Source organism: Stenotrophomonas sp. YJH_SMC_48-3, assembly GCF_059369375.1.
On sequence record NZ_JCAFSQ010000004.1, the window covers coordinates 188,710 to 202,719 of the forward strand.

A 14,010-nucleotide genomic window follows, 5' to 3' on the forward strand; every position below is an offset into this window, starting at 1 on the left:
AGCAGTGCAGTCGAATACAGGCAGGAGGCGCGATGTCTTGGAGGTTTACGCTTCTACGTAGTTGGCGGGTGATCCTGGGCCTTTTGTTGGCCGCAGTCTTCCAGTCGGCAGCGTTCGCGGAGGGCGGGTGCCCTCCGGGGCAGTATCCTATTGGCGGGCAAGGTGTCCAAGGATGCGCTCCGATCCCTGGGGCGGGTGACGGCTCGCTCAAGACGCCGCAACCCGAAGGGAAGTGGATCGAAACGTGGGGCGCGATCTCTGTTTCTCCTGAGGGCGCGTCCGGAGTGTCTATCGGGAAGCGTAGTAAGTCTGAGGCAGAGGCAGAGGCTGTGATGCAATGCCGGCACTCAGGTGGTCGTGCCTGTCGAACTTCTTTTTCCTACGAGAATCAGTGCGTTGCTGCGGTGGTCCCCAGTTCGGGTTCCGGCGGCACCAGCTTTGGTGGAAAGGCGACTGTCGATGAAGCAATTCAATTGGCAACTCGTCTTTGTATAAGGGATGGGGGGCAGGGATGCCACGTCGTGTACACCGCGTGCTCAGCTCCTGAGTATGTGCGGAAGTGAAGCGAGGATAGCGCCGGGCTAGCGCCCCGGTTGTTTCGTTGGACCGGCCGTAGTGTTTTCAATTTTTTGGAAATTCTCATTGCGAATGACGGATCCCGAGCGCCGCAATGGTGCTTGTATTCGGGTGGGTTCGTTCACCTGATCCGTGTTCGCTGCACCCGTTCCGCTTGCGTCTGCACGAGTGTTAAGTGCCTGATCAGCGCTGCCGTCATCTCCAAGTAGGCATCCATTCACGTTAACCGCACTCATTCTGTGATCAAGTGCGCTTTTCATCCCAAGCCCCCTTCGACGAGCGCTGCCTCCTCGAAGTAAGCTGCGTGCGCGTCAAAATCCCGACGCGCCGGTGCCATCGAACGCAGGAGCTTTTCCGTCCATGAGGACTGTGTCCCCCCGCGGTGCGGGTGACGCTTGCCACCATCGCGGTTGCCGTGGGCTCGGGGCTATCATCCGCCATGGCGGCCGCCGGGCACGTGCGGGGCATCGCCCCGTTTCCGGCCTCCGCTCGGGAACTGGCAAGACGGGATTGAAGGAGTTGCAGGGGATGGAGAAGGGGAGTGGCACGCACATGGACAATGCCCTGGCGTTCGTTCCGTCCGGCGCGAACCTGCTGGAAGCTGTACGCGGCGATCTGACCGGCAATGGTTTCCAGGACCAGCTCCTGGTGATCGACCAACCTCCTCCGGAGGGCTTGTTGCCCGGCGAGCACGGACCGAACCGGGTCCTGCTGTTGCTGCTGGGCGATGCCACGGGCCGCTGGCAGCTGGCGGCACGCAACGACAAGCTGGTGCCGTGCTCAACGCGCGGTGGCATGGCCGGTGACCCCTTCGCCTACGTGACGATTGAAGACGGCGCGTTCAGCGTGATCACCAACGGCGGCAGCCGCGAACGCTGGAGCAGCGTCTACACCTTCCGGTATGCACCTGCCGAGCAGGCGTGCTGGGTGCATGGCGTGCAGCGCAAGGTGGTGGACACCGAAACCGAAGCGACCCACACGCGCGATTTCTCCGCGGCCGAGCTTGGCCGGGTGCGATTCGAGGATTTCGACCCTTCCGTCGTCGCCGACGTGAGCTTGCCCTGAGTGCCATGCCGGTGAGGAGGCGGGAGTATCCAACGATGATCGAGCAGGAGTTTCACCGTGTCGCAGGATAGGGAGTCGTTGCTGTTGCGGCAGGCCACGGAGGCCGGCATGACTTCGTCCCGGGAACTGGCCAACTTCATGGCGCAGGCCGGGCATGAATCCCGTGGCTTGAGCCGTCTCAACGAGAGTTTCAACTTCACCCGGGGCATCTCGCAGATCCCGGTGGAAGCTGCGTGGCGCAATGGCAAGGCTGCGTTGGAGAGCGCCCGCCAGGAAGCGCTGCGTGGCCGCCCGGAAAACCTGGCTGAGCTGATGTACGGCGGACGCATGGGCAATGATGTGCCCGGCGACGCATTGAAGTACCACGGCCGCGGCTATCTGCCGTTGGTCGGCAAGGAGAATTACGAGCGTGCCGGCAAAGCGCTGGATCTGGACCTGGTGAATCACCCGGAACTGGCCGCGCAGCCCGAGCACGCAGGCCGCATTGCCGTGTGGCAGTGGCAGACGCGGGTGCCGGAAGCGGCGCGCGAGGACGTGCGCGAAGCGACGCGCGCGATCAATGGTGGCCTGAACGGCATCGAGGCCCGCCAGCAGCGATTCGAGGTGTGGCAGCAGAAGCTGACGCCAGATGTGATGGCGCGGCTGGAGCGGGGCGAAGTCGGGGCGCCGGCCCAGCAGGCAACGGGACGCGACATGTCGCAACCGGGCGAGCCGGGATACACGCTGTTCTCGGGAGCGCGCCAGCACCTGCAGCAGATGGGGCCGCAAAGCGGTCTGCGCAGCGTGCAGGAACTGGACAATGCTGCCGGCGCACTGGCGCTGAGCGCGCAGAAGGCGGGGATGTCGCGCATCGATCATCTCCTGGCTGGCAACGACGGCCGCACGTTGTTTGCCGTGCAGGGCGCGCTGGGTGACCCGGCCATGCTGCGCGCTTCGGTCGAGCGCGAACAGGCGGCGCAGCAGCCGCTGGCGCAGAGCAGCCAGCAGTTGGCCGCCAGTGTCGCCCAGCAGGACCCCGCGGCCGCGCTCGCCCACGAGCAGGAGCAGCGCTCTCGATCCCTGTAGCACTTGATGCCGGCGGGCAGGGTGCCTGCAGGCGCTTTACGTACGACGCGTGGCGCCCTGTGGCGCCGACATGGAAACCCAATCGTAAGGACACCACATGCGAATCGTTACCTCGAATGCCCGGCACGCTGCTGCCCGCTGCAATGCATCCGCGCGCCGCCTGCCGCCACTCTGGCTGCTGTCACTTGGACTCGCCGCAGCGTCGGCACAGGCTCAGGAGGCCGCAGCACCCCTCGTGGAGACGCCCCCCGCTGCCGAGGCGGCCTTTGACGCGCCTGCAGGGGCGGCGCCCGTTACAGCGCCCGCGGTGGCCGACGCCGTTGTCGTGACGCCGGCTCCCGAAGTACCGGTTGCTGTGACACCCCCTGCGGCACCCGTGGTGGACGCGCAGCCGGCGCCGGCTGCGGACCCGGCGCCTGCGCCCGTTGCGCCCGCAGCGGCGGCGCCTGTGGCTGCACCGCCTGCCGTCGTCGAGCCAGCCGTCCCGGCGGTAGCTCCCGCGCCACCCGCCTTGGCCATCGTGCCGTTGCCGCCAGAGCAGGCGACCGAGCGGGCGCTCGGTGCCCGCTGCCCGGTGGATCTGGCCGGGCGGCTGGCGACCCAGGGCGACCTGCTGATTGGCGCCTGCCAGGGCACCATGCCGGCGCATCTGGCCGCGTTGCTGGTCGCGCTGCCCGTGCAGGACATCCACCTGCCGCGCAGCTGGCGCGAGCGCGAGGTGCGGCAGAAGGCCTGGTTCAAGGCTGTGCCGGGCTATGGCCAACGCCCGGACTTCATCGTTCGGATGGGCGACATCTGGGTGCGTTCGCTGGAAGGGCGCGACGCCGACAGCACGTTCTATCTGGTGTCAGCACCGTTCACCTGCAGCGACCAGGTCGCCAACCGCGATGAGTACGGCGCGGAGCCGGTCCGCGTGCCAGCGGGTGAATGCCGCGAGGCTCATGTGGCCCAGCGTGTGTACCAAGTCCGCGGGGACGCGGCGCCGAGGGATGTGACCGCCGATGCGTTGCCGGCCACGCCGCCGGTGACGGACGCCGACCGTGCGCGACAGCTGTCGCGTGAGGGCCGGCTCAATCTGGACCACAGCAAGTTGCAGTACGGCCCGGCGATGCGCTGGTTCGTGCAATACCCGGAAACGGCGCAGAAGGGCGGTCCGCGCGCCTACAGCGACTGGAACCGCGAGCACATCGCGTTCGTGGTCTGGACTGGGGATCGCTTCGAGCTGCGTGAGAAGGTCGCACGCGCCCTGTGGCCCTGTGATCCGGTGGCCCCCGGCGATCGTGCCTGCGGCGGATTCCCGGATTCGGGCCCGGATCCGTTCGTGACTGCCGGAGCATCCGTGCCAATGGCAGCGTCCAGCCCCTGAGTCGGAGTTTCGAAGTGATGCGGAAGCCGGGCTGACCGGCTCCCGCGGCGCATCAGGCCTGCAGGCTGCGGGTCTGGTTCTGTTGCTGCTCCAGCTGCTGATCGCGCTCCAGCGCAACGCGCTGGCCTGCGGCCTGCTGGTCGATGCGCTGGCTGCTCTGTTCCAGCGGGGTGTTCATCGCCACTGCCGTATCTACCGATACGCGAAGGTGGGCCGGGTCGCCGCCCTGGCCCTGCACGGCGAAGCTGCGCGAGGCATCAGCATTCATGACCACTTCGTCGATGCGCTTGCCGCCTGCTGCGTGCATTTCGGCGGCCAGGCTGCCGGCCAGCTGCGTGCTCATTACGTCCGGTACCCGGCCGACGCGGACGTCCTGCGCGTGCACGCCACGGATCGCGTCGTTGAACAGCGGGTTGCCCACATGGTTGGGATCGTCCATGCGCAGCATGCTGGTGTGATGGCCGTTCTTCTCCGCTTCGCGGCGTGCCGGCTCACCGGGCTGCAGCGGGCCGCGGATATGGTCGTACAGATCGACCGCGCCGCCCGGAATGCCGCGCGCCGCGCGGGTGACACCACGGCGCAGTGATTCAACGTCGTCGCGGTACTCCTCGATCATCCTGGCGTTGTCTTTTGCCAGCTTCTGCGTTTCCGGGTGTTTCAGCACCGAGCCGTCGCCGAGGAAGTTGCCCAGCTTGTGCGCGCCGAACGAGCTGCCTGCTGCGACGAGCGGGCTGTCCGGGATAAGGGCGCGCAACGAGTGATTGCTGAAGCCGTTTGCGGCGAGTGTCTTGATCTCATCCGGCTTGGCGTAGATGCGCACTTGGCCGAAGTGCGGCGAGGCAGAGCTGACCGGATCGGAGGCCATGACATGGTTGATCATGGTGTTGCCGCCTTCCGGGATGCGGTAGCTGAGGCTGACCGCGCCATAGGCGTTGAAGGTCTCGCCCTTGACGTTGAAATGGTGCGAGGTGATCTGGGCCAGCGCGCCACCGAGAGAGTGGCCGGTGACGGTGACTTCAGGTGCACGGCCTCCAAATGCAGCTTCCTGCTTTGCGTAGTCCAGCGCGCTCTTGGTCAAAGCGATGGCATCGGGGGCCTGCACATTGGTGCGGGCGACGACCATGCCGCCGTCGGTCAGGATGGCATCACGAGCTATCTGCTCGGTCCCGCGATGAGCGACCACGATCTCATTGGTGTCGGCTCGCTGATAAACCGTGCCTTGGTAACCATTGAGCCGATTATTGACGTGATCGAGAATCTTGTATTCATGCCCATTGATCGTGACGAGCTCTTCTTCCCCCGGACGCCTCCGACCGACAGCGCGATCCTTGTAGGCATCGTCGGAAAGCGCCGCATAATCCTGCGTGCTGATGGTCATTGGGTGACCTCGCTGGCGCTGAGACTCATCGTGAACAACTTGCCCTGAAGTTCAGCAACGTAGTCAGCCGGATCCGCCTTGCCGGTGGCTGGGTAGTTGGCAGCAAGCGGTGCCCGCGGATAGGCTGCGTCCGGATAGTAAAGCGTGTGGGTCTTGCCTTCAGTCAGCGGTTCGGCCTTGACGAAAGTCAGGAAGCGGGTCTCTTCTTCAGCGCCCGTCGCCTTCAACATCGCCCCAGCGCCAGTGAACTCCCAATGGCACACGCCGCGGCCGTAGTAGTCTTCGTCCAGCATGCGGTCCACATACAGCGTGCCGCGGTACTCGCCATCAGCGACCTTGCGCAGTTCCACCGGCTCCTGGCTGGTGATGCGAGCAGCCGTGCCGGTGGCCGGCTCGATGTGGCCGCACTGGTCTTCGTTGGTGACGTCGTACTGGGCCACGCCTTCAACCACAGCGAAATCACCCGGGGCGTCCTTCAGGCGCAGCACCAGTTCATAGGCCTTGCGCGGGCTGGGGTTGAGCTTGGCGAGGCCGCGCCCACCCTGGGCGACATCGGCTTCAGCAGCGGCACGTTCCTGGTTCATGGCGGTCTCCGGATGGCAGGCGGTCAACAGAAGCAGAGCAAGGCACGGAATCATCTTGTGGCGCAATGTCGGCCTCCTTGGGGATAGGGGTGAATGAGGCACTGGCAGCTCATGGCGTGAGCTTCTGCACAGTGGTGGTGGTTGAGAACAGCGCGTCGCGCAGATCTTCGCTGTACCCCGACGGAGCTTCCTCGCCACTGGCACCAAAATTGGCGACAGTGTCGGCGCGCGGATAGACAAGGTTCGGGTAATAAAGCGTCAGAGGCGAGTCGTTCTCCATGCGCTTCTTGTCGACGAACGTCAGGAATCGCGTATCCGCCTTGCTGGTCGTGGCGCGCAACATCGCACCGACGCCCGTCAGCGTCCAAACGCAGGCGCCGCGCCCGTAGTAGTCCTCATCCAGCATGCGGTCCAGGTGGAACGTGCCGCGGTACTCGTTCTCGCTGACCTTGTGCAGGGTGACGGGCTCTTGGCTGGTGATGCGGCCCGCAGTGCCTGTTGCAGGCAGTATCCGCCCGCAGTCTTCGTAGTTGCTGACGTCATACTGGGCCACGCCCTCCACGATCGCGAACGGGCCCGGCGCGTCCTTCAGTGTCAGCACCAGTTCGTAGGCCTGCTTCGGCGCCGGGTTGAGCCTGGCCAGGCCGCGTCCACCCGCAGCAACGTCGCGCTCGGCATCGGCATAAGGTGAGCACGCGGCCAGCGGCAATAGCGCGATCAACGCCAACAACGGCCGTCCCCTGTGTTCGCGCTGTGCTACATCCATGGCCCGGTCCTGCATGGCGCGTCCATGTCCATATATCATTCCTGGATGACAGGTTTTCCGATTATGGAGCGTGTCGGCAAGCCATTGCCACCCGGCGCGCCATGTTTTTGACGCGCCGGCGGGTGCTACCTCGGGCGTATCGCCTGCGCCGTGGGCGATCCGGTGTTTCCGCTGGCGCTGCGCGCGACGCAGGCTCTTCTGCAGATGTGTGATTCAAATCAATAATTCACATTTCCATCACAGAGACGGGCGCCATGAATTACACAATTCGGCCTGAGTCCAGTAAAGACCGGGCAAGCATCCACGCACTCACTGAGGCGGCCTTCCGTGATGCGCCGCACAGCAGCCACACCGAGCAGTTCATTGTCGATGCGCTGCGTTCGCGTGGAGAGCTGAGTCTTTCGCTGGTCGCCGAGAAGGACGGGCAGGTCGTCGGGCACATCGCCCTGTCGCCGGTGACGATAAGCGATGGCAGCACCGGCTGGTTTGGCGTGGGACCCATCTCGGTGCTGCCCGGATGCCAGGGGCAGGGCATTGGCGCAGCGCTGATGCACGCGGCGCTCGACGCATTGCGTGGGCAGGGCGCGCAGGGCTGCGTCGTGCTGGGGGAGCCGTCCTACTACGGGCGATTCGGGTTCCATGCCGAACCGGGCCTGGTACTGCCGGGTGTTCCAGCAGCGTACTTCCAGGCCCTCTCCCTGGTGCCGCCGATCGCGCAGGGCGAAGTGCGCTACTCAGCGGCATTCGAGGCAAGCGCCCCGCCCGTGGATTGACTCCCGCCGCCGGGGCTGATCTCAGCCCTCGTACCGGAGATGGATCAGCGGATACGGGCGGCCCTGCGAATCCAGCGGTGAACGTCCGGTTTCGACGAAGCCCATGCGCAGGTAAAAGCCGACGGCCTGTGCGTTCTGTTCGTTGACGTCGGTACTCAGCTGCGGATGCTGGGTCAGAGCGTGCTGCAGCAGTTGCCGGCCGATGCCGGTGCCACGTGCGTCCGGATCGATGAACAGCGCTTCCATGTGCGTGCCATCGATCAGCATGAAGCCCAGCGGCCGATCCTGCGCATCGACAGCAACGGTCATCGGCGCTTGCGGCAGGAAACCGGCGACTTCGGCATCGATGGCCTGGCGGTCTTCGGCACTGAGGAAGTCGTGGGTGGCGTCGACGGCGCGGCGCCAGAGGTCGACAAGAGCGGCGCCGTCGTCGGCGCGGGAGGGGCGGAGGGTGGTCATGGGTTCGCCAAGGTGCTTCGGAAGAGTGCGAAGTATGAGGCTTTCCGGTAGCGCCTGCAGGCGAAGATTCATCCCGCGTCGCGGTGGCGGATGAAGGGGCTGTGCGCGATCGCGTCCGCGCGCAGCACCACCCCATCCTCGAAGTCATCGCTGTCGTTGAAGGGCACGATCGGCCACTGCCGCCAGTGCGTCAGTCGCTCGCGGTAGGAGAGGGTGGCTGCAACCAGTGCTTCGTCGTGGGCCTGCACGCGTTCCGCTGCAAGCCCGGAACGCACGCCATGCACCACGCATGGCTCCATCACCTCGAAGCCGACGTAGCGCAGGCTGTACATCAACGGCCACAGCAGCAATCGGGTGTCGCCTTCGCGGCCGTCCACCGCGCATGCCCGTGCCGATGAACCGGTGGTGACGCTCAGCAATGCACGCTTGCCCTGCATCACGCCATGTTCGTGGCGCTGACGGCTGTTGTACATCGGCCCATATACCAGCACGCGGTCCAGCCAGCCCTTGAGGATGGCTGGCGCCGCGAACCACCACAGCGGGAACTGCAGGATTACCAGGTCTGCGACCCGCAGCAGGTGCAGGTGACGTCGCACATCGGCGGGTAACTGCTCCAGTTCGGCGCTGTGGCGTTGTTCGCGCTGGGCATCGAAGCGCTCGGGCTGCAGGCGCCGTGGATGGTGCCAGGCCGCTTCCAGCGGATCGAAGCCTTCCGCATACAGGTCGACCACGTCCACCTGCAGGGCGTCATGGCGCAGCTGTTCGGCGGCCTGCGCGGCCAGGTAGGCGTTGAACGAGCGGGGTTCGGGATGGGCAAGCAGGATCAGGGCGCGCATGGGGCGAGGTGTTGGTGGAGTGTGCGACCATCCTCGCGATGCCGGAGTGCCCCGGCAATTACGCACCTTGAGGTAACCATGGCCTGTCCGGGCGATGTCTATGCCGCCGATTGTTCGGCACGTGATGCGCTGGCGCTGATCTCCGGCAAGTGGGTGATGCTGCTGTTGCCGGCACTGGCGCAGGGGCCGCTGCGCAATGGCGCGCTGCTGCGGAAGATCGAAGGCATCTCGCAGAAGGTGTTGACCCAGACCCTGCGGCAGCTGGAGCGCAATGGCCTGGTCGAGCGGTGTGAGCTGGGCAAAAAGCCACTGCATGTGGAGTACCGGCTGACCGAAGTCGCGCGTGGCCTGGTTGACACGCTGTCCGCTCTGGACCGTTGGGCCGAGCACAACTTCCAGGCACTGGACGCCGCCCGCGAGCGCTTCGACGCACGCTAGCGGCGCCTGCACGGCCGCGGGCGTACAATGCGGCCCCGGCGGCCATCCTGGCCCTGCACACACGCGAGAACCGCCATGACCGATGCCCTGGGTGTACCGGTGCACGATGCCGATGAACGCTGGATGCGCCACGCGCTGGCCCTGGCCGAGCGCGCGCAACGCGAGTTCGATGAGATTCCGGTCGGTGCGGTACTGGTGGGCGCCGATGGACAGCTGCTGGGCGAGGGCTGGAACCTCAACATCGCCTCGCACGATCCCAGCGCGCATGCCGAGATCGTGGCCATGCGGGCCGGTGGCACGCGGCTGGCCAATCATCGGCTGCTCGGCAGCACCCTGTACGTGACCCTGGAACCGTGCGCAATGTGTGCGATGGCGATCGTGCATGCACGCGTTGCCCGCTTGGTCTACGGCGCCAGCGACCCCAAGACCGGCGCCTGCGGCAGCGTGTTCGACCTGCTCGGCGATGCCCGCCACAACCACCGGGTGGAGATCCATGGTGGGGTGCTGGCCAAGGAGGCCAGCATGCGCCTGACCAATTATTTCCGCGCCAAGCGTGGCAAGCCGCCGTTGCTGCTGGAAGACCACGCCGGCGAGGGCTGAGAGGCGAAAGGGTATGATGGGCGCCTCTTTCCCTTACCGGTAGGCCGCGCGCCTGCCCAGCAACGAGGCGACACAATGGCGGACACCGGCGCGGCCAACGAGCGACTGATCTGGATCGACCTGGAAATGACCGGGTTGGATACCGATAACGATTCGATCATCGAGATCGCCACGGTGGTGACCGATGCCCAGCTCAATGTGCTGGCCGAGGGCCCGGAGTTCGCCATCCATCACCCGCTGGAAACGCTGGAAGCGATGGACGAGTGGAACCGCAACCAGCACCGTCGCTCGGGCCTGTGGCAGCGCGTGGTGGACAGCACCACCACCCTGGGCCAGGCCGAAGCGCAGACGGTGAACTTCCTGGCGCAGTGGATCCCGGCCGGCCTTTCGCCGATGTGCGGCAACTCGATCTGCCAGGATCGCCGCTTCCTGCACCGCCAGATGCCGCGGCTGGAGAAGTACTTCCACTACCGCAACCTGGACGTGTCCACCGTGAAGGAACTGGCCAAGCGCTGGGCGCCGAGCGTGGCCGCTGGCGTCGGCAAGAACAGCAACCATACCGCGCTGAGCGATGTACACGATTCAATCGCCGAGCTCCGCCACTACCGCCAGTTCATGGGCGCGCTGTCGGGCCTGCCCACGGCCTGAACAACAACGCCGGGCATGGCCCGGCGCTACCGGATGACACGCGAACTGGTAGTGCCGGCCGCTGGCCGGCAAGGCGTCGGGGTCGGATCCCTTTCCCGCGGAAAGGGCTCTGACCCCTCTGTCGTGACCCGCGACGAAGCGTTCAACTACCGGGCGCTAAGATCGGCCCCATGAACGAGCCGATCCTGCTTCCCCGCGACATTGTCCACGACGCCCGCGACTGGTCCGACCTGCAGCGGGCGGTGGCGCTGCTGGAAGCGCCGACCCTGACCGCGCGCATGGCCAACCTGGTCGGCACGCCGCTGGAGTTCGCAGTGAAGGCGCTGCCCAGTTCGGTCTCCAACCGCATCCACGGTGCGGTGCAGGCAGCGCTGAGCAAATCGGCACAGGCCGCGCTGTGGAGCATGGACAATACCCCCGGCAAGGTGGCGTCCACCCGCTGGCACAAACTGGCGGCAGCCACCTCCGGTGCGGTCGGCGGCGCCTTCGGCTTTGCCGCCTTGCTCATCGAGTTGCCGGTGTCGACCACGATCATGATGCGTGCGGTGGCCGACGTGGCCCGCAGCGAGGGGTTTGACCTGTCCGACTTCAGCACCCGCCAGGCGTGCCTTGAGGTATTCGCGCTGGGCGGCAACTCGCCGCGTGATGACGCCAGCGAGACGGGCTATTACTTGGCCCGCGGCTTCACGACCGATGTGATGCGCCATCTCTCGGCCGAGCTGGCCGGGCGGGTGGTGACCGGCCGCGACCTGACCCTGGGTGTGGCGCCGAAGGAAGCCGGCAAGCTGCTGGCGAAGATGGTGGAAAAGGTGGCAGCGCGCTTCGGCGTGGTGGTCACCGAGAAATTCGCCGCACAGGCGGTGCCGATCGTCGGTGCTGCCGCCGGTGCAACGCTGAATACCATGTTCACCGACTACTACCAGGACATGGCGCGCGGCCACTTCATCGTGCGCCGGCTGGAGTTGAAGTACGGGGAAGATGTGGTGCGCACCTGCTATGACCGCGTGGCACACGGTGCGGTAAAGATCGAGCCAAGGGTGGAGTAGATCCACGCCATGCGTGGATGAGCCCTCGTACCGGGTGATCCTTGCCGTGGGGGAACAACTGTTTTGCCAGTGCGTGCCTGTTGCCTGGCGGGCGCCATCCCCATTCTTTGCGGCACTCCCCCCGCAAGAGATGTCCGCCATGTTGTTCACCTCCCACCGTCTGGGCCCGCTGACCCTGCCCAACCGCATCGTGATGCCGCCGATGACCCGCTCGCGTGCGGCTGCCGGCAATGTTGCTACCGCCGAGATGGCGACCTACTACGCGCAGCGTGCCGGTGCCGGCCTGATTGTCAGCGAAGGCACCCAGATCAGCCCGCAGGGCCAGGGCTATGCCTGGACGCCGGGCATCCATAGCCCGGAACAGGTTAAGGGCTGGCGCCGGGTGACCGATGCCGTGCACGCCGCCGGTGGCCGCATCTACGCCCAGCTGTGGCACGTCGGCCGGGTTTCGCATGTGGCGCTGCAGCCGGGCGGCGCCGCCCCGGTGTCGTCGTCGGCGTTGTTGGCGGAAGGCGTGAAGGTGTTCGTCGACCCGAGCGGGGCAGGTCCCGAAGCCGGGGTGGGCGAAATGATCCAGCATTCGATGCCGCGCGCGCTGCGCGAAGACGAGATTCCGGGCATCGTCGCCGACTACGCCCAGGCCGCGCGCAACGCGCTGGATGCAGGTTTCGATGGCGTGGAGTTGCACGGTGCCAATGGCTACCTGATCAACCAGTTCATCGACTCGCAGGCCAACCAGCGCACCGACGGCTATGGCGGCGCGTTGCAGAACCGCCTGCGGTTCCTGCGCGAGGTGGTGCAGGCGGTGGTTGCGGTGGTCGGTGGTGATCGCGTCGGCGTGCGCCTGGCGCCGCTGACTACGCTGCAGGGGGCGGTGGACGATACGCCGCAGGCGACCTATCTGGCTGCCGCACACCTGCTCGGTGAGATGGGGGTGGGCTACCTGCACATTGCCGAGGCCGACTGGGACGATGCACCGCCGATGCCGGTGGCGTTCAAGCAGGCGCTGCGCATGGTCTACCCGGGTACGCTGATCTACGCCGGCAAGTACACCGCCGAGCGCGCCGAGCAGGCACTGGCGGAAGGCTGGGCTGACCTGATCGGCTTCGGCCGGCCGTTCATTGCAAACCCGGACCTGCCTGAGCGCCTGCGACTGGGGGCGGAACTGAATCCGCCGGATCGTGCGACGTTCTTTGGCGGTGGCGCGGTCGGCTTCACCGATTACCCGACGTTGGAAGAGAGCGTCGCGGCCTGATCCTGAAGGCTGCCGGCCAGCGGCCGGCACTACCGGGAGGCGAGGGATAGTGCTGGCCGCTGGCCGGCATTCCAGTCAGGCGGCGAGGGGGTAGTGCCGGCCGCTGGCCGGCATTTCAGTCAGGCGGCGGGGGTAGTGCCGGCCGCCGGCCGGCAGCCCGGGGATGGATCAGGGCTTGTCGCGCACCAGCGCGTCCGCCTCGACCACGCCGCCATCCTTGCCATGCAGGTACAGGTGCATGTCCTGCTGCGGATACGGAATGTTGATGCCGGCCTTGTCATAGCCCAGCTTCAGCTGCTCCAGCAGCGTGACCTTGGTGCCGAACCAGTCGGCCGACTTCACGTAGCAGCGGATGCCGAGGTTGATCGCATGCGCCCCCAACTCGTACACCACCACGTCCGGTGCCGGCGTCTGCAGCACGCGCGGGTCCGCCTTCATCAGCGCCAGCGCGGTGTCGCGTGCCAGCTGGATGTTGTCCTCGTAGCCGATGCCGATTACCAGTTCGACGCGGCGGGTCGGCTCGGCGGTCAGGTTGATGATCGGCGCGGCGGTGATCAGCGTGTTCGGAATGGTGGTGTGCTGGTTGTCGGCACCGGTGATGACGGTCTGGAAAATGCGCACTTCGCGCACCGTGCCGGTCTGTCCGGCAACGGTGACCACGTCGCCGACGCGGAACGGCCGCAGTGTCACCAGCATCACGCCCGAGGCGATGTTGGACAGCGAATCCTTCAGGGCAAGGCCAACGGCCAGGCCGGCGGTGCCGAGCACGGCCAGCAGCGGCGTGATCTGCACGCCCAGCGTGCCGATGGCCAGCACCACCACGATCACCAGCGATGCGGCGTACACCACGTTGCGCAGGAAGCTGCCCAGCATCGGGTCCACGCCCATGCGCGCTGTGGCGCGCGGCATCGCGTTGGACAGGCGACGCGCCACCCACAGGCCCACCAGCAGCACCACGATGGCGGCCAGTAACGGCACACCGTAGGTTTCCAGCAGGCGCTCCCAGTTGAGCGAGTGGAACCAGGGCGTTGCGGCGGGGGCGGGGGTGGGAGGTGCGGCGGCGATCATGCGGAAGTCCTTTGTTGCGTAGCGATGTCTGCGTGGGGCAGGGCGTGCGCGGACGCCAGAAACAGCAAGCCCCGCAGAGGCGGGGCT

General features: G+C 66.2%; 16 protein-coding genes. 10 read left to right on the top strand and 6 right to left on the bottom strand.

Annotated features, from left to right (window positions below):
- The first annotated feature begins 32 nt into the window (after window positions 1-32).
- The 4 genes from AC5P65_RS08100 (at window position 33) to AC5P65_RS08115 (ending at window position 4,072) form a co-directional block, all read left to right on the top strand.
- The gene (locus tag AC5P65_RS08100) at window positions 33-563 is read left to right on the top strand and encodes a DUF4189 domain-containing protein (RefSeq protein WP_080112519.1); all 531 of its coding nucleotides are present in this window, start codon (window positions 33-35) and stop codon (window positions 561-563) included.
- Window positions 564-1,104: 541 nt separating this feature from the next.
- Window positions 1,105-1,641 carry a hypothetical protein gene (locus AC5P65_RS08105; RefSeq protein WP_019660284.1) on the top strand — a complete coding sequence of 179 codons (537 nt, stop codon included), beginning with the start codon at window positions 1,105-1,107 and terminating at the stop codon, window positions 1,639-1,641.
- A gap of 57 nt (window positions 1,642-1,698) precedes the next feature.
- On the top strand, window positions 1,699-2,706 hold the full coding sequence (locus AC5P65_RS08110) for an XVIPCD domain-containing protein (protein ID WP_495215498.1): 1,008 nt from the start codon (window positions 1,699-1,701) through the stop codon (window positions 2,704-2,706).
- A 97-nt stretch (window positions 2,707-2,803) separates the two neighbouring features.
- Window positions 2,804-4,072 (top strand): hypothetical protein, encoded by a 1,269-nt coding sequence (locus tag AC5P65_RS08115; protein WP_428986928.1) that lies wholly within the window; start codon window positions 2,804-2,806, stop codon window positions 4,070-4,072.
- Window positions 4,073-4,124: 52 nt separating this feature from the next.
- Here the strand turns inward: AC5P65_RS08115 and AC5P65_RS08120 are convergent, their stop codons facing one another.
- From AC5P65_RS08120 to AC5P65_RS08130, 3 genes are read right to left on the bottom strand one after another with little or no spacing between them, the layout of a single operon-like run.
- The gene (locus AC5P65_RS08120; protein WP_111098161.1) at window positions 4,125-5,450 is read right to left on the bottom strand and encodes an XVIPCD domain-containing protein; all 1,326 of its coding nucleotides are present in this window, start codon (window positions 5,448-5,450) and stop codon (window positions 4,125-4,127) included.
- Window positions 5,447-6,100, bottom strand: a complete 654-nt coding sequence (locus AC5P65_RS08125; protein WP_111098160.1) for a hypothetical protein — start codon at window positions 6,098-6,100, stop codon at window positions 5,447-5,449. The genes AC5P65_RS08120 and AC5P65_RS08125 overlap by 4 nt, the downstream gene beginning before the upstream one ends.
- A 43-nt stretch (window positions 6,101-6,143) precedes the next feature.
- Window positions 6,144-6,800 carry a hypothetical protein gene (locus AC5P65_RS08130; protein ID WP_456115679.1) on the bottom strand — a complete coding sequence of 219 codons (657 nt, stop codon included), beginning with the start codon at window positions 6,798-6,800 and terminating at the stop codon, window positions 6,144-6,146.
- A 254-nt stretch (window positions 6,801-7,054) separates the two neighbouring features.
- On the opposite strand from AC5P65_RS08130, the gene AC5P65_RS08135 reads away from it, so the two are divergent.
- Window positions 7,055-7,573 carry a GNAT family N-acetyltransferase gene (locus AC5P65_RS08135; protein ID WP_021202803.1) on the top strand — a complete coding sequence of 173 codons (519 nt, stop codon included), beginning with the start codon at window positions 7,055-7,057 and terminating at the stop codon, window positions 7,571-7,573.
- Between the two features lie 21 nt (window positions 7,574-7,594).
- On the opposite strand, the gene AC5P65_RS08140 is transcribed toward AC5P65_RS08135, so the two are convergent.
- Window positions 7,595-8,032: an acetyltransferase gene (locus AC5P65_RS08140; protein ID WP_111098158.1), complete on the bottom strand. Its 438-nt coding sequence runs from the start codon at window positions 8,030-8,032 to the stop codon at window positions 7,595-7,597.
- A gap of 68 nt (window positions 8,033-8,100) precedes the next feature.
- Window positions 8,101-8,868, bottom strand: coding sequence for an NAD(P)H-dependent oxidoreductase (locus tag AC5P65_RS08145; RefSeq protein WP_111098157.1), 768 nt, complete (start codon window positions 8,866-8,868; stop codon window positions 8,101-8,103).
- A 78-nt stretch (window positions 8,869-8,946) separates the two neighbouring features.
- Between AC5P65_RS08145 and AC5P65_RS08150 the strand changes: the two genes are divergently transcribed.
- The 5 genes from AC5P65_RS08150 (at window position 8,947) to AC5P65_RS08170 (ending at window position 12,855) form a co-directional block, all read left to right on the top strand.
- Window positions 8,947-9,306, top strand: a complete 360-nt coding sequence (locus AC5P65_RS08150) for a winged helix-turn-helix transcriptional regulator (protein WP_021202806.1) — start codon at window positions 8,947-8,949, stop codon at window positions 9,304-9,306.
- 75 nt (window positions 9,307-9,381) lie between these two features.
- Complete coding sequence (gene tadA / locus AC5P65_RS08155; protein ID WP_021202807.1) at window positions 9,382-9,906, top strand: tRNA adenosine(34) deaminase TadA; 525 nt, start codon at window positions 9,382-9,384, stop codon at window positions 9,904-9,906.
- Window positions 9,907-9,981: 75 nt separating this feature from the next.
- The gene (orn, locus tag AC5P65_RS08160) at window positions 9,982-10,554 is read left to right on the top strand and encodes an oligoribonuclease (RefSeq protein ID WP_005413827.1); all 573 of its coding nucleotides are present in this window, start codon (window positions 9,982-9,984) and stop codon (window positions 10,552-10,554) included.
- 170 nt (window positions 10,555-10,724) lie between these two features.
- Window positions 10,725-11,600, top strand: coding sequence for an EcsC family protein (locus AC5P65_RS08165; RefSeq protein WP_111098156.1), 876 nt, complete (start codon window positions 10,725-10,727; stop codon window positions 11,598-11,600).
- Between the two features lie 139 nt (window positions 11,601-11,739).
- Window positions 11,740-12,855: an alkene reductase gene (locus tag AC5P65_RS08170; RefSeq protein ID WP_111098155.1), complete on the top strand. Its 1,116-nt coding sequence runs from the start codon at window positions 11,740-11,742 to the stop codon at window positions 12,853-12,855.
- A gap of 168 nt (window positions 12,856-13,023) precedes the next feature.
- Here the strand turns inward: AC5P65_RS08170 and AC5P65_RS08175 are convergent, their stop codons facing one another.
- Window positions 13,024-13,923: a mechanosensitive ion channel family protein gene (locus tag AC5P65_RS08175; protein ID WP_180832433.1), complete on the bottom strand. Its 900-nt coding sequence runs from the start codon at window positions 13,921-13,923 to the stop codon at window positions 13,024-13,026.
- Window positions 13,924-14,010 lie beyond the last annotated feature (87 nt).

Excerpts from the sequence above, each read along its gene's own strand:
- AC5P65_RS08100 (WP_080112519.1), top strand. The coding sequence starts at position 33 with ATGTCTTGGAGGTTTACGCTTCTACGTAGTTGGCGGGTGATCCTGGGC.
- AC5P65_RS08105 (WP_019660284.1), top strand. The coding sequence starts at position 1,105 with ATGGAGAAGGGGAGTGGCACGCACATGGACAATGCCCTGGCGTTCGTT.
- AC5P65_RS08115 (WP_428986928.1), top strand. The coding sequence starts at position 2,804 with ATGCGAATCGTTACCTCGAATGCCCGGCACGCTGCTGCCCGCTGCAAT.
- AC5P65_RS08120 (WP_111098161.1), bottom strand. The coding sequence starts at position 5,450 with ATGACCATCAGCACGCAGGATTATGCGGCGCTTTCCGACGATGCCTAC.
- AC5P65_RS08130 (WP_456115679.1), bottom strand. The coding sequence starts at position 6,800 with ATGGATGTAGCACAGCGCGAACACAGGGGACGGCCGTTGTTGGCGTTG.
- AC5P65_RS08135 (WP_021202803.1), top strand. The coding sequence starts at position 7,055 with ATGAATTACACAATTCGGCCTGAGTCCAGTAAAGACCGGGCAAGCATC.
- AC5P65_RS08140 (WP_111098158.1), bottom strand. The coding sequence starts at position 8,032 with ATGACCACCCTCCGCCCCTCCCGCGCCGACGACGGCGCCGCTCTTGTC.
- AC5P65_RS08145 (WP_111098157.1), bottom strand. The coding sequence starts at position 8,868 with ATGCGCGCCCTGATCCTGCTTGCCCATCCCGAACCCCGCTCGTTCAAC.
- AC5P65_RS08150 (WP_021202806.1), top strand. The coding sequence starts at position 8,947 with ATGGCCTGTCCGGGCGATGTCTATGCCGCCGATTGTTCGGCACGTGAT.
- tadA (WP_021202807.1), top strand. The coding sequence starts at position 9,382 with ATGACCGATGCCCTGGGTGTACCGGTGCACGATGCCGATGAACGCTGG.
- orn (WP_005413827.1), top strand. The coding sequence starts at position 9,982 with ATGGCGGACACCGGCGCGGCCAACGAGCGACTGATCTGGATCGACCTG.
- AC5P65_RS08165 (WP_111098156.1), top strand. The coding sequence starts at position 10,725 with ATGAACGAGCCGATCCTGCTTCCCCGCGACATTGTCCACGACGCCCGC.
- AC5P65_RS08170 (WP_111098155.1), top strand. The coding sequence starts at position 11,740 with ATGTTGTTCACCTCCCACCGTCTGGGCCCGCTGACCCTGCCCAACCGC.
- AC5P65_RS08175 (WP_180832433.1), bottom strand. The coding sequence starts at position 13,923 with ATGATCGCCGCCGCACCTCCCACCCCCGCCCCCGCCGCAACGCCCTGG.